At 67.7% G+C, this 17,931-nt stretch carries 19 protein-coding genes; 5 read left to right on the top strand and 14 right to left on the bottom strand.

Annotated elements, in window-relative coordinates:
• Window positions 1-280: 280 nt before the first annotated feature.
• Complete coding sequence (locus tag G6N35_RS01590) at window positions 281-649, bottom strand: DUF4345 domain-containing protein (protein ID WP_163802648.1); 369 nt, start codon at window positions 647-649, stop codon at window positions 281-283.
• Between the two features lie 162 nt (window positions 650-811).
• Window positions 812-1,549: an acyltransferase gene (locus G6N35_RS01585; RefSeq protein WP_163802647.1), complete on the bottom strand. Its 738-nt coding sequence runs from the start codon at window positions 1,547-1,549 to the stop codon at window positions 812-814.
• 79 nt (window positions 1,550-1,628) lie between these two features.
• On the opposite strand from G6N35_RS01585, the gene G6N35_RS01580 reads away from it, so the two are divergent.
• Window positions 1,629-2,915 carry a BamB-related PQQ repeat family beta-propellar protein gene (locus G6N35_RS01580; protein WP_163802645.1) on the top strand — a complete coding sequence of 429 codons (1,287 nt, stop codon included), beginning with the start codon at window positions 1,629-1,631 and terminating at the stop codon, window positions 2,913-2,915.
• A gap of 2 nt (window positions 2,916-2,917) precedes the next feature.
• On the opposite strand, the gene G6N35_RS01575 is transcribed toward G6N35_RS01580, so the two are convergent.
• Genes G6N35_RS01575 through G6N35_RS01535 form a run of 9 tightly spaced genes read right to left on the bottom strand, consistent with a single transcriptional unit; the run spans window position 2,918 to window position 9,755 of the window.
• Complete coding sequence (locus tag G6N35_RS01575) at window positions 2,918-3,595, bottom strand: esterase (RefSeq protein ID WP_163802643.1); 678 nt, start codon at window positions 3,593-3,595, stop codon at window positions 2,918-2,920.
• 3 nt (window positions 3,596-3,598) lie between these two features.
• On the bottom strand, window positions 3,599-4,867 hold the full coding sequence (locus G6N35_RS01570; RefSeq protein ID WP_407664594.1) for a THUMP-like domain-containing protein: 1,269 nt from the start codon (window positions 4,865-4,867) through the stop codon (window positions 3,599-3,601).
• Window positions 4,825-5,802: a class I SAM-dependent methyltransferase gene (locus G6N35_RS01565; protein ID WP_163802641.1), complete on the bottom strand. Its 978-nt coding sequence runs from the start codon at window positions 5,800-5,802 to the stop codon at window positions 4,825-4,827. The genes G6N35_RS01570 and G6N35_RS01565 overlap by 43 nt, the downstream gene beginning before the upstream one ends.
• Window positions 5,803-5,812: 10 nt before the next feature.
• Window positions 5,813-6,526 carry an enoyl-CoA hydratase gene (locus G6N35_RS01560; RefSeq protein ID WP_163802639.1) on the bottom strand — a complete coding sequence of 238 codons (714 nt, stop codon included), beginning with the start codon at window positions 6,524-6,526 and terminating at the stop codon, window positions 5,813-5,815.
• Between the two features lie 6 nt (window positions 6,527-6,532).
• Window positions 6,533-7,354, bottom strand: a complete 822-nt coding sequence (locus G6N35_RS01555; RefSeq protein WP_163802637.1) for an NUDIX hydrolase — start codon at window positions 7,352-7,354, stop codon at window positions 6,533-6,535.
• Window positions 7,351-8,205 carry an ABC transporter ATP-binding protein gene (locus G6N35_RS01550; protein ID WP_163802635.1) on the bottom strand — a complete coding sequence of 285 codons (855 nt, stop codon included), beginning with the start codon at window positions 8,203-8,205 and terminating at the stop codon, window positions 7,351-7,353. The genes G6N35_RS01555 and G6N35_RS01550 overlap by 4 nt, the downstream gene beginning before the upstream one ends.
• Before the next feature lie 13 nt (window positions 8,206-8,218).
• A complete protein-coding gene (locus G6N35_RS01545) occupies window positions 8,219-8,884 on the bottom strand; it encodes a nucleoside/nucleotide kinase family protein (RefSeq protein ID WP_163802633.1) in 666 nt (221 codons plus the stop codon).
• Window positions 8,881-9,591, bottom strand: coding sequence for a membrane protein YczE (gene yczE, locus G6N35_RS01540; protein WP_163802631.1), 711 nt, complete (start codon window positions 9,589-9,591; stop codon window positions 8,881-8,883). The genes G6N35_RS01545 and yczE overlap by 4 nt, the downstream gene beginning before the upstream one ends.
• Window positions 9,588-9,755, bottom strand: coding sequence for a hypothetical protein (locus tag G6N35_RS01535; RefSeq protein WP_163802230.1), 168 nt, complete (start codon window positions 9,753-9,755; stop codon window positions 9,588-9,590). Before G6N35_RS01535 ends, yczE begins: the two co-directional genes overlap by 4 nt.
• A gap of 65 nt (window positions 9,756-9,820) precedes the next feature.
• Between G6N35_RS01535 and yczR the strand changes: the two genes are divergently transcribed.
• Window positions 9,821-11,266, top strand: coding sequence for a MocR-like transcription factor YczR (gene yczR / locus G6N35_RS01530; RefSeq protein ID WP_163802630.1), 1,446 nt, complete (start codon window positions 9,821-9,823; stop codon window positions 11,264-11,266).
• Window positions 11,267-11,416: 150 nt separating this feature from the next.
• On the opposite strand, the gene serB is transcribed toward yczR, so the two are convergent.
• Window positions 11,417-12,649: a phosphoserine phosphatase SerB gene (gene serB, locus G6N35_RS01525; protein ID WP_163802627.1), complete on the bottom strand. Its 1,233-nt coding sequence runs from the start codon at window positions 12,647-12,649 to the stop codon at window positions 11,417-11,419.
• Window positions 12,650-12,673: 24 nt separating this feature from the next.
• Window positions 12,674-14,356 carry an aa3-type cytochrome oxidase subunit I gene (gene ctaD / locus G6N35_RS01520; RefSeq protein ID WP_163807399.1) on the bottom strand — a complete coding sequence of 561 codons (1,683 nt, stop codon included), beginning with the start codon at window positions 14,354-14,356 and terminating at the stop codon, window positions 12,674-12,676.
• A 262-nt stretch (window positions 14,357-14,618) separates the two neighbouring features.
• Between ctaD and G6N35_RS01515 the strand changes: the two genes are divergently transcribed.
• The 3 genes from G6N35_RS01515 (at window position 14,619) to G6N35_RS01505 (ending at window position 17,245) form a co-directional block, all read left to right on the top strand.
• Window positions 14,619-15,683, top strand: a complete 1,065-nt coding sequence (locus G6N35_RS01515; protein ID WP_163807398.1) for an iron-siderophore ABC transporter substrate-binding protein — start codon at window positions 14,619-14,621, stop codon at window positions 15,681-15,683.
• Window positions 15,684-15,776: 93 nt separating this feature from the next.
• Entirely contained in the window at window positions 15,777-16,052 is a 276-nt protein-coding gene (locus tag G6N35_RS01510) for a YciI family protein (RefSeq protein ID WP_163802626.1), read from the top strand.
• 140 nt (window positions 16,053-16,192) lie between these two features.
• Window positions 16,193-17,245, top strand: coding sequence for an NAD(P)-dependent alcohol dehydrogenase (locus tag G6N35_RS01505; RefSeq protein ID WP_163802624.1), 1,053 nt, complete (start codon window positions 16,193-16,195; stop codon window positions 17,243-17,245).
• Window positions 17,246-17,273: 28 nt separating this feature from the next.
• Here the strand turns inward: G6N35_RS01505 and G6N35_RS01500 are convergent, their stop codons facing one another.
• Window positions 17,274-17,885, bottom strand: a complete 612-nt coding sequence (locus G6N35_RS01500; protein WP_163802622.1) for a TetR/AcrR family transcriptional regulator — start codon at window positions 17,883-17,885, stop codon at window positions 17,274-17,276.
• Between the last annotated feature and the right edge of the window lie 46 nt (window positions 17,886-17,931).

Below are 17,931 nucleotides of genomic sequence, written 5' to 3'. Positions count from 1 at the left end.
AGCTCCCCAACCTCTCTCCGGAATGCCGCAACCATTGCGGCAATCCGACATATAGCCACACCTTTGCATGAGGAACTATCCAAAAAGGGCACCGTTCAGCGCATTCGCAGTCAATTACCATTCTTTGCCAAGTTCAGACCCGCATGGGCGAACTCACAAGAACACGTTCCAAAAGCACTGTCCAGCAATCTCTTTTCGGCAGGAGAGACGACCACTAGCATCCCGACCACTTAGCTGCAGCACGAGCGGCTGGGACCGCGTCATCGTCGGTGCCAGGAGATCAGGGCGACACGATCAGCATCAGAGCGGCGGCCGCAACGATCTCGACCAGGCAGTAGAACCAGTTGGGGTAGAAGGACGTTCGGTCGCCGCACAGCGTGGAGACCACCCGACCGAGGGCCATCCCGGCCAACGCGAGCGCGACGGTGAGCACGATGCCGGTTCGCAGCGGCGGATGCAGCAGCCCGTAGCCGAGCACGCCCGCGATCGCGACACCGAAGCCGCCGTAGACCGCACGTACCTCGGCGCGCGCCACCGAGCGGTCAAGCGTGATGCCGAACGGTGCGACGAGGCTGGCCGGCGCAACCAGACCGTAGAGACCCATCCCCAGGAAGAACACGCCGACGACGACAAGGACGACAGTGGCCATATCGGCAGTATCGAGTGACACCCCGGCCGCGGTCTACGCCGTGAACCCCACACATCGGGCCAAGCGCGCCGAGCAGGCGCAAAATCGCACGGTCGAGGCCCGATCTATGCGACTTTGCGTCTGTTCGCCGAGCAGACGGGCCACGCGCCGAAGCCGGCCAGCTTAGTGGCTGGCCTTCTTGCGTTCGATGTCGGCCAGCGCAGCCGCCAGCTCGGCCCGCTGCGCAGCTGAGGTCTCCCAGGCCAGTTTGCGGTTCTTGACGACCTTGGCAGGCGAGCCCACGGCGATCGAGAAGTCCGGGATGTCGCCCTTGACCACGGCATGCGCGCCGAGCACGCAGCCCCGGCCGATCGTGGTGCCGCGCAGGATCGTCACCTTGGCGGCGATCCAGGTGTCCGGGCCGATGCGCACCGGGCTCTTGATGATGCCCTGGTCCTTGATCGGCATCTCGATGTTGTCCATCTTGTGGTCGAAGTCGCAGACGTAGCACCAGTCGGCCATCAGAGCGGAGTCACCGAGCTCGATATCGAGGTAGCAGTTGATGACGTTGTCACGGCCCAGCACCACCTTGTCGCCGAACCGCAGCGAACCTTCGTGCGCCCGGATGGTGTTCTTGTCACCGATGTGCACCCAGCGGCCGATCTCGAGCTGGGCGAGCTCCGGGGTGGCGTGGATCTCGACGTTCTTGCCGAGAAACACCATGCCACGGGTGATGATGTGCGGGTTCTGCAGCTTGAACTTCAGCAGCCGCCAGTACCGCACCAGGTACCAGGGTGTGTAGGCCCGGTTGGCGATCACCCATTTCAGCGACGCCTTGGTGAGAAACTTGGCCTGGCGGGGATCCCTGAGCCGCGAGCCTGCCCACCGCTTGTGGATCGGCGCGCCCCACATCGTCGTCATGGCCTGAGAGCCTAACCGAGGGCGGGTACGGGTTACCCTCGCCTGTACTGTCACGTTTCGACCCAGGGGAAGGACCGGAGTGCTGCGGCGATTGCTCGCGTCGGCGTCGGCGACGCTGTTGGTGAGCACGGTTGCCGGGTGCGCCACCACTGATTCGTGGGTGGATGCCACCTCGGCTCAGGGCTGGGCCGCCCAGTACGCCGACGCGGCCAACACCAGCTACACCCCGACCGCGGGCACCCCGGACCTGAAGCTGACCTGGAGCCGCTCGGTCAAGGGTGCACTCGACGCGGGTGCCGCCCTGGGGTCGGGCAGCTACCTGGCGGTCAATGGACAGACCGCCGGCGGGTGTTCGCTGATGGTCTGGGAAATCGACAACGACGGCCGCCAGCGCTGGTGCACCCGGATGGTCCTCGGGGGCGGCTTCGCCAGCCCCCTGTTCGACCAATTCGACAACCTCTACATCGGACAGCCCGGCCTGATGCTGTCCTACCCGCCAACGCAGTGGGTTCGCTGGCGTACCAATGTCATCGGAATGCCCACCACCACAAGGTTTCTCGGCGGCGGCCAGCTTCTGGTGGTGACCCACCTCGGCCAGGTGCTGGTCTTCGACAGCCACCGCGGCGACGTCAGCGGCACCCCGATGGATCTCGTCGAAGGCCTCGACCCCACCGATTCCACCCGCGGCCTCGACGACTGCCAGCAGGCGCTGCCGCAATGTCCGGTCTCAGCCCCGCCAGCCTTCTCGGCGGCCACGAACACCATCGTGCTCGGCGTATGGCAGCCGGGCGCCAAGGCCTCGACTCTGGTCGGTCTGCAGTACCACCCTGGCCAGACCCCGCTGATCACCAAGACGTGGACCAGTGCTGCCGTGGCCGCCGGGGTGATCGCCGCGCCGGTGCTATCCGCTGACGGCAAGACCGTCTACGTCACCGGTCGCGATCGCGAGCTATGGGCGCTCAACGCCTCGGACGGCACCGTGAAATGGTCTGTGAGCCTTGGCTTCCAGCCACAGACGCCGCCGTCGCTCGGCCCTGGTGGGGTCATCGTCGCCGGCGGCGGCCCGGACACCCACCTGGTCGCGCTCAAGGATGCCGGCGACCGCGCCGAGGTGCAGTGGCGCCGCGACGACGTCGCACCGTTGGCCACCTCGAGCCAGGCCGGCGCCGACGTGGCTTACACCGTGGTCCCTGATCCCTCGGCAGGCCTGGCTCTGCTGGCGTTCGATCTCGCCGACGGCCACCCGCTCAAGCAGTACCCGCTCCCCCAGGCCGACGGCTACCCGGTCGGCGTCTCGGTGGGTCATGACCGGCGGGTGGTGGTCGCCACCAGCGCCGGCCAGGTGTACAGCTTCGACCCGTCCTGAGCTCAGAGCGCCAACGGCGGCAACGCGTTTCGCGGAACTGATGCCGAGGTGGCGCCGGCGTCGGACGGCAGCAGTTCACCCTGGCCGAAGAAGAAGATCACCGCGTCGTCGGTGACGGCGAAATTCTGGTAGTGCGACGGGTCCATCCCATCACCGGTGGAGATGACGCCGGTCAGCCCGGTCTGCCGCTCCAGTTCGCGCTGGACGATCGGGAAGATGATGGCCAGCGGCTTGGCCCCCGGGGCGAACAGCGTGTCGAACGTGACGGGCTTGCGCTGGCCGAGGTCGTAGGTGAACGCCTTGTACCAGGTGGTGGGGTGCGCGCCGCCGACGTCCTGGAACAGCTTGAGGACCACGCTCTGGGTCTGCGCCGAGCTGAAGGACTGTGCGGTGACGTCCATCTCGTAGGGCAGATTGCGAGACCCGGGCTGGGCGACGTTGACGAAACCGTCCCGGCTCTGCGCCAGATAGTCCTGCACGGACTGTTCATCGGCGTAGTCGATGGGGAAGCGCACATCCATCGTGTAGGTCGGTGTGGCGGCGGTGATGTGGCAGATGTTGCCCGCCTCGACGGTTCCGCCGAGCCCCTGGCAGTCGGCCTGGGCTTGGGAGACGGCGATCGTGGGTGTACCCAGCAGTGCTCCGGCGGCCAGCAGTGCGGCCAGACTCGGTATGCGCATGCGTCATTCCTCGCGCTGTGGAACGGCCCCGGCGCCGTCGCCGCCAGCGTACCCGTGCTCCGCGGTGGCGGCCGATGCTCTGCACAGGAAGGCCACGGTGCGCTCCGAGGGACCAGCCCCGATGCGGGTGATCACCAGCGATATCGGCAGTGCCCCAGCGGGTCTGAGCCTGCGCCGCAGAGCATCGGGGTCCACATCCACCCCGCGCACCAGGATCTCCAGCGGACCGCAATCGTGCCGGGAAAGGGCTTGACGCAGAACCTTTTCCCGCAGGGGCAGCTCGTCAAGCACCTCGAAGCCCCGCAGCCCGGGTGGCAGCTCGTCACCGGTCAGATAGGCGATGTCGGGGTCCAGTTGCCACAACCCGTGCCGAGCACCGTAGTGGCGTACCAGCCCGGCGCGCACCACGGCGCCGTCCGGGTCGACGATCCAGCGGCCCGGCGGCCCGGCCGGGCAGTCGTCCGGGTCGGCGTCGGTGATCTGCTCGCCGCGGTCCAGCAGCGACGCCCGGCGCCCGACTCCGGGCGTGCCCAGCGGCGCCGACCACAGGCAGGCCTCGCGCACCGACCCGCCTGCCGAGGTCACCTCGATCTCCCCGTCGAACCCCAGGCCGCGCACCGAGTCGAAGTCGATGCCGGGGGCGCACTTGATCACCGTCGCCCGGTCTCGGTAGACGTCGAGGACCTCGTCGAGCGGCGGGGTGTAAGCCCGTGGGTCGAATCGGCGCCGTCCCCCGCTACGCCGGGCGGGGTCGATCAACACCACGGTGTCGCGACTGACCGGTCGCAACGCGTCGGCCCGGCACACCGGCACGTCGGCAACGTTGTTACGGGCCATGGCCAGCCGGACCGGGTCGAGGTCGCTGCCCATCACGAACGCCGTACTGTTGCGCAGGGCGGCCAGTTCGGTGCCGACCGAGCAGGTGGCGTCGTGCACGTCGGCACCGGCCAGTCGGGTGGCACGATGCCGGGCCACCGGCGCCGCGGTGGCCTGCTGCAGTGCCTCGTCGGTGAACAACCACTCCGAGACGTCGGTGAGCCCGGCGAGCTTGGCGGCGGCCTTGCGGCGCAGCAGCGTGGTTTCGATCAGCACCGTGGTGCGCTCGCCGAATCGCCGGCGGATGGCCGCCACGTCGGCGAGCCGATCGGTCAGCGGGTAACCCGCGACCTCGCCCAGCGCGGCGCGGCCGGCGTCGCCGGTCAGATAGGCGACGTCGGCGGCCGTGAAAGTCAGGACGGTTTGACCCCGGTGATCATCACGTTGTAGTACCAGCCCTTGGGCACCACGCGACGCCACAGGTTGTCGTCGACCCAACTCAACGTGATCCAGCTGTTGAACGCGAACTTGGCCCAGCCCCAGCCCAACCGACCGGGCGGCACGGCCGCCTCCAGGGTGCGCAGCGGCCAGCCCAGCATCGCGGCGGTGAATTCGGTGGTGGCGGTGGACACCTCGCGGGCACCGGCATTGCGCGCCATCCGCTCGAGGTCGGCCGGGTCGAAGGTGTGCAAGTCCACCACGGCCTCCAACGCTGCGGCGCGGGAGGACTCGTCGAGCTCGGCCTGCGGCCGGCGCCAGTCGCCCAGGCCGGGCAGCTTGGTGACGTTGGTGGCGACCCGCCAGGTCAGGGTGGACAGCGATCGGGCGTAGGTGTTGCCGACGGTGGTCGGCTCACCGGCGAAGACGAACCGGCCGCCGGGCTTGAGCACCCGGACCACCTCGCGCAGCGACTTCTCCACGTCCGGGATGTGATGCAGCACGGCGTGCCCGACCACGAGGTCGAAAGTGTTGTCCTCGTAGGGAATACCTTCGGCGTCGGCGACCCTGCCGTCGATGTCCAGGCCCAGGTTCTGGCCGTTGCGGGTAGCCACCTTGACCATGCCCGGGGACAGATCGGTGACCGAACCCCGGCGCGCGACGCCGGCCTGGATCAGGTTGAGCAGGAAGAAGCCGCTGCCGCAGCCCAGCTCCAGGGCACGGTCGTAGGGCAGCTCACGCAGTTCCTCGGGCGGCACGGTGGCGTCGAACAAATCGCGGGCGTAGTCCACGCAGCGTTTGTCGTAGGAGATCGACCACTTGTCGTCGTAGGTCTCGGCCTCCCAGTCGTGATACAGGATCTGGGCCAGCTTGCTGTCCTTGAGCGCGGCCTCGACCTGTTCCGCGGTGGCGTGCGGATTGGGGGCGGGGACCCCCGGGTCAGTCGTCGTCATGCAGGGCAGCCTAACCGCCCGCGCCCGCGGAGAAGACCTCACCGTAGCGCTGTGCCTGCTCACCAGCATCGAGTCCACCGTCGATCAGTGCTTTGGCGCCCGCGATGGCGGCCGGCGGAGCATCGACGAACCGGCCGGCCCAGGCGGCCGCGGCGTCGAAGACGTCATCGGGGGCCACCATCTCGTCGATCAGACCGAGCGCCAGGGCCTCCTTGGCGTCGGCGAACCGCCCGCTGAACGCCAACTCCTTGGCCCGGGCTGCTCCGACCGCGCGGGCCAGCCGCTCGCATCCCCCACCGCCGGGCACCAATCCGGCCAGGATCTCGGTGGCCCCGAACTTGACGTTGTCACCACTGACCCGCCAGTCGGCGGCCAGCGCCAGGCTCAGCCCGCTGCCCAACGCGTAGCCGGTGACAGCCGCCACGGTCGGCTTGGGAATGGCAGCCACGGCGTCGATCGCCGCACGGCGCACCCGGTCGGCGGCAACGGCCTCGTCACGGTTGAGGGTGCGCAATTCCGGGACGTCGTCGCCCGTGCAGAACACCTGGTGGCCGCCGTAGACGACGACGGTGGCGATGTCGGCACGCATCCCCACTTCGGCGGCGGCCGCGGCCAGTTCCCGGTAGGCCTGCCGGGTCAGCGCATTGGTCGGGGTTCGGTCCAGCAGCAGCACCCCGACACCGGGGTACTGGTCACCGACGTGGATGCTGACAAACTCACGCACCGCTACTCACTCCCCGCCGCGGACCGGGCTTCGCCGGTTGCGGGCCGCGTTGTAGCGGTCGCTGTCGAAGAACTCGATCTCCCAATTACCCTCGTGCATAGCAAGATTCGGCTGAACTGTGACGATCTGCCGCTCCAGGGCCAGCACCTCATCCACGGTGCGGCCACTCAGCGAGTCCAGCTGCGTCCAGGTCGGGGGCAGCAGGAACGAACGCCCTGCGGCGAAGTCCTCGATCGCCGCCTCCGGGCGAGACCAGGCGGCGTGGTCGGATTCGGTGTTGTGACCATCGGCCCGCTGGCCCTGCGGGAGGGCGCCGACGAAGAAGTAGGTGTCGTAGCGACGGGTCCGCTCCGCCTCCGGGGTCACCCAGTTGGCCCACGGCCGCAGCAAGTCGGCGCGCAGTACCAGGTTCTCCGAACGCAGGAAGTCGGAGAACGACAGGCTGCGGTCCACCAGGTCCGCCCGGGCCCCGTGGTAGACGGAGGCGTCGGCGACGATCCCGTCGGGATCATCAGCCGGGCCGGCGAACAGCACACCGGACTCCTCGAAGGTCTCCCGCGCCGCCGCACAGACCAGCGCCTCGGCGAGGCCCTCATCGATGCCGAACCGTCCGGCCCACCAGTCCGGGCTCGGCCCGTACCAGTCGATATCGGAGTTGCGGTCGCGGTCGTCGACCCCGCCGCCGGGGAACACCATGACGCCGCCGGCGAACTCCATCCCGCGGTGGCGACGCATGAGGAAGACCTCGACACCGCCCTGCGGGGTGTCCTGGATCAGCATCACGGTCGCCGCCGGACGTACCGGGAGCGGTTCGGGCTTGTCGGTCATGCTCGCCTCCTGTGCGCCGCGCGGGTCCGCACCCGCCGCGCGAAGTACCGGCCGTCGATGGTGTCCAGGGCGATGGACTGACCGAACGCCGCCGACAGGTTCTCGGCCGTCAGCGTGTCATGCAGCAGCCCGGCGGCCACCACCTGCCCCTCGGACAGGATCAGGCAATGGCTGAAGCCGGGCGGGATTTCCTCCACGTGGTGAGTCACCAGCACCATGGCCGGTGAATCCGGATCCGCGGCCAAATCGGCGAGCCGGGCCACCAGTTCCTCGCGCCCGCCCAGATCCAGGCCGGCGGCCGGCTCGTCGAGCAGCAGCAGCTCCGGGTCCGTCATCAGCGACCGGGCGATCAGCACCCGCTTGCGTTCGCCCTCGGACAGCGTGCCGTAGGTCCGCTCGGCCAGATGCTCGGCACCGACACTTTCCAGCATGTCGACGGCCTGGGCGTAGTCGACGTCCTCGTAGGTCTCGCGCCAGCGGCCCAACACCGCGTAGCCGGCCGAGACCACCAGGTCGCGGACCACCTCGTCGTCGGGCACCCGCTGCGACAGCGCGGAGCTGCTCAGGCCGACTCGCTGCCGCAGTTCGGACATGTCGACGCGGCCCAGCCGATCACCGAGCACGTAGGCGGTGCCGGACGACGGGTGCTCCATCGCGGCGGCGATACGCAGCAGCGAGGTCTTGCCGGCCCCGTTGGGTCCGATCACCACCCAGCGTTCGTCGAGCTCCACCTGCCAGGTCACCGGCCCGACCAGGGTGCGCCCGCCGCGGCGCAGCGAGACCTTCCGGAAGTCGATCAGCAGGTCGGGATCGGTGTCTTCTACCTCGGCGTCTGGCCTGTCGACTGGCACCCGCTCATCGTAGTCACGCCGATATCGACCAGCCGTGCGCGCCGTTGCCGATCACCCGGTCGGCCACGGCGGCGCTGCTCGCCACCAGCTGCGCGTTGCGTTCGTCGACGGCCTCGACCCAGTCCCGGGCATCTGGGGGGCTCTTGCCGAACTCGACGTGGCGCGCCACCAGCCGGCTGGTTCGCACCGCCTGGTCGGCCGTGACGAGCCACACCTGGTTCATCGTCGCTCTGGCTCGCGACCACAGCGGATGGTCCAGCAACAGGTAGTTCCCTTCGGTGATCACCAGTTCGGCCGACGGCGGCACCACCAGGGCAGCCGACAACGGCTGTTCGAGGTGCCGATCGAAGCCGGGCGCGTAGATCTGCGAATCGGGCTCGGTGCGAACCCGTTCGAGTAGATGGGCGTATCCCAGGGCGTCGAAGGTGTCCGGAGCACCCTTGCGGTTCAACCGCCGCAGACGGCGCAGTTGCGCGTCGGCGAGATGGAAGCCGTCCATCGGCACGTGCGCGACCCAGCCCGGACCCTGCCGGCCTGCGATCCTGCGCAGGAGTTCCTCGACGAGCGTGGACTTGCCGGCCCCGGGACTTCCGGCGATGCCCAGGATCGCCCGCGATGGCGGGCCGGCGATGCCGATCGCATCGTCGGCCAGGCGGTCCAGGACCGCGTCACTGGTCATCCCGCGGTGCTCTCCCTCCGATCGGCCGCTGCGCAGGCATGGGCGAGTCTTACTCCCTCAGTCTGTACCCGGCCGGCTCCGGCGCGGCGCTGGGCCGCGTGCACCGCGGCCCAGCCGCTGACCGCAAGCAGGCGCGGCGGAACCAACCGCAGCACCACCGCAACCAGTGGACCAATGCCGAACGCGTACACGATCGTGCCGACTCCGACGCTGCCACCCAGCAGCCAGCCCAGGCACAGTACGGTGGCCTCGATCCCGGTGCGCACCAGCCGAACCGAAAGCCCGGTCCGCACAACAAGTCCCGTCATCAAGCCGTCGCGCGGTCCCGGACCCAGCCCCGCCCCGACGTAGAGCACGGTGGCCACGGCATTGAGCACCACCGCGGCGACCATGAGCCCGACCCGGCCCGGCAGCGACTGCGGTACCGACAAGATCGCCAGACCGGCGTCGACGGTGACCGCGATGACGATGACATTGGCCACCGTCCCGATACCGGGCCGGTTGCGCAACGGAATCCAGGCCAGCAACACGACCACTCCCACCACTGCCGACGCCATCCCGATCGTCATCGGCGTATGCAGCGACAGGCCCTGGTGGAAGACGTCCCACGGATCCAGGCCCAGGCCGGCGCGGACCATCATCGCCATCGACAGCCCGTAGCAGCACAGCCCTATCAGCAGGGCGCTTGCGCGGGCCAGTGCCGTCATCGGTGGTCGCTGAAGCGCACGCGGATGGCGTCGAGGTCGGCGTGCTGGCGGCGAAGGTCCGCGTCGACGTCACCCCACTCCCGCGATGTCGGGTTCCAGGGGCCGACGGAGGGATCGAGGAGGGCCGCCAGTCGCTCGGCCACTCGGGAAAACCAGGTACTCATGTACACCATGGTTCTGCGGGACTGGCTTGCCAATCAATAGCCAGTTAGCCGATACTGGCCTTCAAATGACGACCTCCATGGCAGCCCGAGCCCTCGATCCGGACCTCTTGGCCCGGGAACTGGGCAACTGGCGTACGTCCAGCCGCAGTGGACCCAGTTATCAGGCCCTCGGCGACGGACTGCGCATGCTCATCGTGGACGGTCGCCTGCCGGTCGGCTCGCGACTGCCCAGCGAGCGCGCACTGGCCGACGCACTGCGGGTATCCCGCACCACGATCACGGCGGCCTACACGGACCTACGCGACACCGGCTACCTGCACGCCCGCCGCGGCGCGCGGGCCACCATCGCATTGCCACACACTCCGGTCGCCATCCCCGCCGAGTCGGCACCGACGGTCAACCTGGCCGTTGCGGCCCTGGCAGCTCCAGCCAGCGCCGTGCAGGAGGCCTTCACTGCCGCCACCCAGCAGGCAGCGGGCTATCTGCAACAGACCGGTCACGATCTGCGCGGCGTGCTGGCACTGCGGTCGGCGATTGCCGAACGGTATTGCGCCAGAGGCCTTCTGACCGATCCCGAACAGATTATGGTGACCAATGGCGCCCAGCACGCCATTGCGCTGATCCTGACCACCTACACCCAGCCCGGTGACCGCGTGCTCGTCGAACAGCCTACGTATCACGGTGCGCTGACTGCGATCTCGACCGCCGGCGCCCGCCCGGTGCCGGTGGCGCTGTCCCGCGACGGCTGGGAACTCGACGCCCTGCACGCTGCGGTTCGCCAACTCGCCCCGACGCTGGCCTACCTGGTGCCCGACAACCACAACCCGACGGGCATGTCGATGTCGGCGGCTGATCGAAAACGGTTGGCGGACATCATCTCCGAGACCCGTACCCGCACCGTCGTTGACGAGACCATGACCGATGTCTGGCTCGACGAACCGACACCGCCGCCGCTGGCCGCGTCGATGCGCTCGCGGACCGATCTGATCATCACGATCGGGTCGCTGTCGAAGTCGTTCTGGGCCGGTCTGCGTATCGGCTGGATCCGTGCCGAGCCGAGCACCCTGGCGACCATCCGCGCCATCCGGCCCGCCATCGACCTGGGTACCTCGGTGATCGAACAGCTCGCTGCTGCATACCTTCTCACCGAACGCGCCGAGGACGTGCTGCCGGAGCGGCGCGAGATCCTGCGGGGCCGTCGCGACCTCCTGCTCAATCTGCTCGACGAACACCTACCGGAGTGGCAGCCACTGCCCGGGGGTGGCGGGATGTCGCTGTGGGTGCGGCTGCCCGCGCCGGTCAGTTCGGCGTTGTGCGCCTCGGCATCCCGGCTCGGGGTGGAACTGCCGCCCGGTCCGCGATTCGGGGTGGACGGCACCTTGGAGCGCTTCGTCCGGATTCCGTTCACCCTGCCCGAGGACCAGCTGACCGAGGCGGTGTCGCTGCTGAGCCGAGCGTGGCGCAGCGTCACCGGATCGGCTACCCCTGATCCGTCGGCTGTGGTCGTGTAGGGCGCTGCGCCCTCCCGCCGAAACCGACACTTCGCAGCGAACGTTCGAGTAACCGCATGCAAAAAGGTCGATCTCGGCATCGTCGACTCGACTACTCCGGACTGTCTCGCTCCTCCTCCGCCTCGTACCTCGGCGGCATCGTCGACTCGACTACTCCGGCGGGATCTCGACCCTGCGCAGCACGCCGTCGACAGCGTCTGCCGCCTCGATCTCGGCGCGGGTGATGCCCAGGATGAACAGCACAGTGTCCAGGTAGGGGTGGCTCAGCGAGGTGTCGGCGACTTCACGCAGCGCAGGCTTGGCATTGAATGCCACGCCCAGCCCGGCGGCGGCCAGCATGTCGATGTCGTTGGCGCCGTCGCCCACGGCAACGGTCTGCTCCATCGGTACCCCGACCGCCTGCGCGAAATCTCGCAGCGCCTTGGCCTTACCCGCCCGGTCGACGACCTGCCCGACCACCCGGCCGGTGAGCCTGTCGTCGACGATCTCCAGTTCGTTGGCGGCGACGAAGTCGAGCATCAGCTCGTGCGCCAGCGGCTCGATCACCTGACGGAAGCCACCGGACACCACACCGCAGTGAAAGCCCAAGCGGCGCAAGGTTCGGATGGTGGTGCGTGCGCCCGCGGTGAGCTCGAGTTGTTCGGCGACGTCGTCGAGCACACTGGCAGGCAGACCGGCCAGCGTAGCCACCCGGGCGTGCAGGGATTCGGCGAAGTCCAGCTCGCCGCGCATGGCGGCCTCGGTGATGGCGGCGACCTTTTCGCCGGCACCGGCCCGATCGGCCAGCATCTCGATGACCTCGCCCTGGATGAGGGTGGAGTCCACGTCGAACACGATGAGTCGCTTGGCCCGCCGCTCCAGGCTGTAGTTCTCCACCGCGATGTCGACGCCCTGCTCGGCGGCTACGCGAGCCAGCACCGTGCGCAGCTCGCCGCCGACACCCCGCGGCACCGACACCCGCAGTTCCAGACCGGTCACCGGATAGTCCGAGACGCCGCGGATGAAGTCGATGTTGACGCCCAGGCCGGCAGCCTCCCTGGCCACCACCCCGAACGCCGCCGCCGTGATCGGCCTGCCCAACACCACGATCGTGTGGGTCGACGGCTCGCCGATGACCGGCACGTCATCGCTCGGCTCGATACTGACATCGAGGCCGACGCGGTGGATCGCCTCGGTGACGTCGGAACGCAATGCCGCGCCGTTGGCCACATCAGGTGATCCCGAGACCAGGACGCCTAGCGTCAACCGGCCCCGGATCACCACCTGTTCGACGTTGAGGAGCTCCACCTGATGCTGGGAGAGCACCTCGAACAGCGCCGAGGTAACCCCGGGCTGATCGACACCGGTGACGGTGATCAGCACCGACACCTTGTGTTTGGTCATACCTGGGGCGCGCTACCTTTCGTGCTAGCTGCGGACGTTCTCGTCCAACCGTGTCACGTCACCGTCAGAGGGACCGTGGGCACGGCCGATGTGCGCCTCGGCGCGCATCCGCTCCACCATATGCGGGTAGTGCAGTTCGAACGCCGGACGCTCCGAACGGATCCGGGGCAGCTCGGTGAAGTTGTGCCGCGGCGGCGGGCAGGACGTGGCCCACTCCAGGGAGTTGCCGTAACCCCACGGATCGTCGACCGTGACGACCTCGCCGTAACGCCAGCTGCGGAAGATGTTCCACAGGAACGGCAGCATCGAGATGCCCAGGATGAAGGCGCCGATGGTCGAGACGATGTTCAGCGTGGTGAACCCGTCGGAGGGCAGGTAGTCGGCGTAGCGGCGGGGCATGCCCTCGTCACCGAGCCAGTGCTGCACCAGGAACGTGGTGTGGAAGCCGATGAAAGTCAGCCAGAAGTGCAGCTTGCCGAGCCGCTCGTCGAGCAGGCGGCCGGTCATCTTCGGGAACCAGAAGTAGATGCCGGCGTAGGTGGCGAACACGATCACGCCGAACAGCACGTAGTGGAAGTGCGCGATGATGAAGTAGCTGTCGCTGACGTGGAAGTCCAGCGGCGGGCTGGCCAGCAGCACGCCCGACAGACCACCGAGCAGGAACGTCACCAGGAAGCCGAGCGAGAACAGCATCGGCGTCTCGAACGTCAGCCGGCCCTTCCACATCGTGCCGATCCAGTTGAAGAACTTGATGCCGGTGGGCACCGCGATCAGGAACGTCATGAACGAGAAGAACGGCAGCAGAACGGCTCCCGTGACGTACATGTGGTGCGCCCACACCGCGATGGACAGGGCCGCGATCGCGATCGTGGCGTAGACCAGGGTGGTGTAGCCGAAGATCGGCTTACGGGAGAACACCGGGAAGATCTCCGAGACGATGCCGAAGAACGGCAGCGCCAGGATGTAGACCTCGGGGTGGCCGAAGAACCAGAACAGGTGCTGGAAGAGCAGGACGCCGCCGTTGGCGGGGTCGTAGATGTGCGCACCCAGATGGCGGTCGGCAGCCAGACCGAACAGTGCCGCGGTCAGCAGCGGGAAGGCGACCAGCACCAGGATCGAGGTGACGAAGATGTTCCAGGTGAAGATCGGCATCCGGAACATCGTCATGCCGGGGCAGCGCATGCAGACCACGGTGGTGATCATGTTGACCGCACCGAGGATGGTGCCCAGACCACCGACGGCCAGACCCAGAACCCAGAGGTCGCCACCGGCGCCCGGTGAGTGCATGGCATCCGACAGCGGGGTGTAGGCCGTCCAGCCGAAGTCGGCCGCACCACCGGGGGTGATGAACCCGGCCAGCGCGATCAGCGCACCGAAGACGAACAGCCAGAACGACAGCGCGTTGAGCCGCGGGAAGGCCACGTCGGGTGCACCGATCTGCAACGGCAGCACCAGGTTGGCGAAGCCGAACACGATCGGCGTCGCATAGAACAGCAGCATCGCCGTGCCGTGCATGGTGAACAGCTGGTTGTACTGCTCGTTGGACAGGAACTGCAGACCCGGTACCGCCAACTCGGCCCGGATGAACAACGCCATCAACCCGCCCATCAGGAAGAAGGCGAAGCAGGCGACGCAATACATGATGCCGATCAGCTTGTGATCGGTCGTGGTCAGCAGCCTGTAGATCAGGTTGCCCTTGGGACCCATGCGCGTCGGAAACGCACGCTTGGCCTCGAGTTCTCCCTGTGAAGGCACAACGGCAGTCAACAGTCCTCCAAAATTCCGTACCCGGTTAGCACCCCGAGAACATGGTGAAGATCCTAACCTCACCCGGGCCTGGACGGAGGGTGGGTCCTACATTGCGTCGTAATACCGTCATGACTACGTCGCGCGCAGCTCAGCGGCGGGTTTGCGGCCAGGTGTTACGGTCGGCGGCGTGCGGTTGCGCAGTCTTCCCCCGGGTGTGGTGATGTCGGCGGCAGCGGTGCTCACCGCCGCCGTGATGACGGTCGTCAGCGGGTGTTCCGGATCCTCGCAGAGCCCGTCTCCTCAGGCCAGTCGCAGCGTGGTGACCAGCACCACCAAGATCGCCAGCGCAGGTGTCCTCGGTAACCAGCGCCGGCCCGACGAATCGTGTGCACCCGACCCGGCCCGGCTCGATCCGGCGCCCCCGCCGCCGGTGCGGCATGCCGCGGGCGAGACGGCGGTGGTGGCCGATCCGCAGCGGATCGTGGTGCTCGCCGGTGACGAGCTGGACGCACTGTGCGCGCTGGGCTTGCAGTCGCGGATCGTGGCCGCCGCGCTGCCCGACGGCGCCACCGGTCAGCCCTCGTATCTGGGGACCGTCATCCACAACGTGCCCGGTGCGGGCACTCGCACCGCACCCGACTTCGCGGCCATCGCCGCGGCCAAACCGGACCTCATCCTGGGCTCGGCGGGGCTGACCCCGCAGGCCTACCCACAACTGGCGGCCATCGCTCCGACGGTGTTCACCGACGCTCCCGGAGCCAGGTGGCAGGACAACCTGCGCACCGTGGGCGCGGCGACGGGCCGCAACGACGCCACGGGCGAATTACTCGCCGGATTCGCCGACCGTGCCCGCCAGGCCGGTGCCGCTAATGACGCGGCGCACTTCCAGGCCTCCATCGTCCAGTTCACCGACACCACGATGCGGGTGTGGGGTGCCGATAACTTCGCGGCCAGCGTCTTGACCGATGTCGGCGTGGATCGCCCTGCGGCACAACGGTTTACCGACAAGCCCTATGTCGAGATCGGGATCACCGATGCCGACCTGGAGCGCTCCCCCGACCTCTCGGCCGCCGACGGCGACATCGTCTACCTGTCCTTCACCTCTCCGGCGGCCAAGGACAGGGCACCCGCGGTGCTCGACAGCCCCGCATGGCGCAAGCTCTCGGCCAACCGGGACAACCGCGTCTTCGTGGTGAACAACGAGATCTGGCAGACCGGGCAGGGCCTGGTCGCCGCCCGCGGGATCATCGACGACCTGCGGTGGCTCAACGCCCCGATCAACTGAGGCGCTCCGCCGTCGAATTTCACGTTTCGCAGGCAAAGTGCGAGTACAGGGCGGCAAACGTGAAACTCGACGGTCCCAGGTAACGTTCGTGTCGTGTTCCATGTGCTGACAATCACGTACGAGAAGCCCCTCGACGAGGTCGACCAGACCCGGCCGGCCCACCTGGCCTTCCTCAACGACGAGGTGGAAGCTGGCCGGCTTCTCCTGGCTGGGCGTAAAGAGGACGGTAGCGGCGGTGTCCTGATCACCGGGGATATCAGCACCGAAGATGCCCAGAGCATCATCGACCGCGACCCCTACACCCTGGCGGGCGTAGCCAGCTATCAGCGGTTATCGTTCAATGGCGGGGTTCGCGCGGCCGGTTTGTAAACCTCGTCACGTCGGGATTACTGACGCGCCCCGGCGGCGTTGTGCACCAAGGTCGCAATGTCGCGGCACCACCTGCATTCACGACGCTCGACTCGATGGTGCTGCCTGAAACGCAAACAAAGAGGACGCGAGGACTACTTATGAGCACAGTTACCGCTTATGCAGCGACATCGGCCACCGAGCCGCTGACCAAGACCACCGTCACCCGCCGCGATGTCGGCCCGCACGACGTCCGCTTCGACATCCACTTCGCCGGCATCTGCCATTCCGACATCCATACCGTCAAAGCCGAATGGGGCCAACCGAATTACCCGGTCGTACCCGGTCACGAGATCGCCGGCGTGGTCACCGAAGTGGGTAGCGATGTCACCGCGTACAAGGTCGGCGACCGGGTGGGCGTGGGCTGTTTCGTCGATTCCTGCCGGGAGTGCGACAACTGCAAGGCCGGTCTGCAGCAGTACTGCACCGGCACCGGAATGGTGGGTACCTACAACGCCGTCGGCCGTGACGGCGAGCCGACGTATGGCGGCTACAGCGGTGAGATCGTGGTCGACGAGAATTACGTCCTGCGTATCCCGGAGGGCATCGGCCTGGACGCCGCAGCGCCGCTGCTGTGCGCCGGCATCACGCTGTACTCGCCGCTGCGGCACTGGAACGCCGGGCCCGGCAAGAAGGTCGCCGTCATCGGCCTCGGCGGTCTGGGGCACATGGGCGTGAAGCTCGCGCACGCCATGGGCGCCGAAGTGACCGTGCTGAGCCAGTCGCTGAAGAAGATGGAAGACGGGCTTCGGCTCGGCGCCGACGCCTACTACGCGACCAGCGATCCGGCTACTTTCAAGAAGCTCGCCGGCCATTTCGACCTGATCCTGAACACCGTGTCGGCAAACCTCGATATGGGCAAGTACCTCGGGCTGCTGGCAGTCGACGGCACGCTGGTCGAACTGGGCATTCCAGAGAAGCCGATGGCGGTACCGGTGTTCCCGCTGGCCGGCGGGCGTCGGAGCCTGTCCGGATCGATGATCGGCGGCATTCCGGAGACCCAGGAAATGCTCGACTTCTGCGCCGAGCACGGTGTCGCCCCGGAGATCGAGGTCATCGAGCCGGACTACATCAACGAAGCCTACGAGCGGGTGTTGGCCAGTGACGTGCGCTACCGGTTCGTGATCGACACGGCATCGCTGCGCGAGGCATAGCGAGTTCTCCTGCCTCGGCGCCCGACGTTCAGCTCAGATCCGGGATCGACGCACCGGTGGCAAGCTCGGCGTACTGCCGCATGAGCCGAAATGCGGTGGTACGGCTCAGTTGTGGATCCCGCGCGACGATTCGGTAGCCGAAGTAGTCCTCCATCGACATCAGCGTCATCGCGATGTCGTGGGCCGGGGCACTGAGGTGAAACACAGCGGCTCGGGCGCCCGCCTCGAGGAGTTCGGCGTAGAGGCCGACCTGCCGGTGGTAGATCCCCTGCACGTCGCGGCGGGTGTCCAGATCAAATCCGGCCGCCAGCACGGCTCGCCAGATGGCCCGCCATTCGGCGTCTTCGGGGCCGGTGGGTAGACCGGCGGCGATGGTCTGGGCGAGTTGGCGGCACGGATCGTCGCTCTCGGTACGCAGCCGAAGCCGGTCGTCGTAGAACCGGACATCGGAGCGCAATGCCAGCTCCGAGAGCAGTTCTGCCATGTCCTTGAAGTAGTACCGCACCGCATTGGTGGTCAGGCCCAGTTCGGCGGCGACATCCGCGAGTTTGAGGGTGGCCAGGTCATGACGTTCGATGAGCCCGATCGCGGCGTCCATGATGTCGCCACGCCGTTCAGCCTGCCGATTCGGACGTGCCATTGCGCGCATCACTCCTGTCGTCGGGCCGATGGGCTCACCTTATTTT

Origin of the sequence: Mycolicibacterium anyangense (assembly GCF_010731855.1) — a bacterium.
Taxonomy (GTDB): domain Bacteria; phylum Actinomycetota; class Actinomycetes; order Mycobacteriales; family Mycobacteriaceae; genus Mycobacterium; species Mycobacterium anyangense.
The sequence above is the reverse complement of the archived record's forward strand: the minus strand, read 5'-3'. Positions and strand labels throughout refer to the sequence as shown.

Coding starts and splice junctions, on each gene's coding strand:
- G6N35_RS01555 (WP_163802637.1), bottom strand. CDS start 7,354: ATGACCGACAAGCCCGAACCGCTCCCGGTACGTCCGGCGGCGACCGTG.
- G6N35_RS01565 (WP_163802641.1), bottom strand. CDS start 5,802: ATGACGACGACTGACCCGGGGGTCCCCGCCCCCAATCCGCACGCCACC.
- G6N35_RS01590 (WP_163802648.1), bottom strand. CDS start 649: ATGGCCACTGTCGTCCTTGTCGTCGTCGGCGTGTTCTTCCTGGGGATG.
- G6N35_RS01545 (WP_163802633.1), bottom strand. CDS start 8,884: ATGACCAGTGACGCGGTCCTGGACCGCCTGGCCGACGATGCGATCGGC.
- ctaD (WP_163807399.1), bottom strand. CDS start 14,356: ATGGGTCCCAAGGGCAACCTGATCTACAGGCTGCTGACCACGACCGAT.
- G6N35_RS01585 (WP_163802647.1), bottom strand. CDS start 1,549: ATGACGACGATGTGGGGCGCGCCGATCCACAAGCGGTGGGCAGGCTCG.
- yczE (WP_163802631.1), bottom strand. CDS start 9,591: ATGACGGCACTGGCCCGCGCAAGCGCCCTGCTGATAGGGCTGTGCTGC.
- G6N35_RS01535 (WP_163802230.1), bottom strand. CDS start 9,755: ATGAGTACCTGGTTTTCCCGAGTGGCCGAGCGACTGGCGGCCCTCCTC.
- G6N35_RS01505 (WP_163802624.1), top strand. CDS start 16,193: ATGAGCACAGTTACCGCTTATGCAGCGACATCGGCCACCGAGCCGCTG.
- G6N35_RS01575 (WP_163802643.1), bottom strand. CDS start 3,595: ATGCGCATACCGAGTCTGGCCGCACTGCTGGCCGCCGGAGCACTGCTG.
- G6N35_RS01500 (WP_163802622.1), bottom strand. CDS start 17,885: ATGGCACGTCCGAATCGGCAGGCTGAACGGCGTGGCGACATCATGGAC.
- G6N35_RS01515 (WP_163807398.1), top strand. CDS start 14,619: ATGTCGGCGGCAGCGGTGCTCACCGCCGCCGTGATGACGGTCGTCAGC.
- serB (WP_163802627.1), bottom strand. CDS start 12,649: ATGACCAAACACAAGGTGTCGGTGCTGATCACCGTCACCGGTGTCGAT.
- yczR (WP_163802630.1), top strand. CDS start 9,821: ATGACGACCTCCATGGCAGCCCGAGCCCTCGATCCGGACCTCTTGGCC.